Raw genomic sequence first — 231 nt, 5'->3', positions numbered from 1 at the left:
CTGTTGGTCACTCATCATCAGCACGGTTTTGCCGAACGTCGGGTGAAAGGCGGTGATCATGTAGTACATTACGGTGGTGGTCACCACCAACAACATCCCTGCCAGCACCAGCGCCCAGTTCTGCCCGACCCAACCCATAATCTGACGCATTGAGGGATGTTGTTTACGCTGGCTGAAGGCTTCGATCGCTTTCAGCATGCGGCGGATGTACAACCGGAACGGCAGGAACAT

Annotated in this window: 1 pseudogene; it reads right to left on the bottom strand. The window is 55.0% G+C overall.

What is annotated here, in order from left to right:
• Positions 1-231 (bottom strand): annotated as a pseudogene (locus KVT28_RS27270) (citrate-proton symporter); the annotation flags it as partial.

It is taken from the genome of Pantoea sp. GbtcB22 (genome assembly GCF_019091025.1).
GTDB classification, from domain to species: domain Bacteria; phylum Pseudomonadota; class Gammaproteobacteria; order Enterobacterales; family Enterobacteriaceae; genus Pantoea; species Pantoea leporis.
The sequence above is the reverse complement of the archived record's forward strand: the minus strand, read 5'-3'. Positions and strand labels throughout refer to the sequence as shown.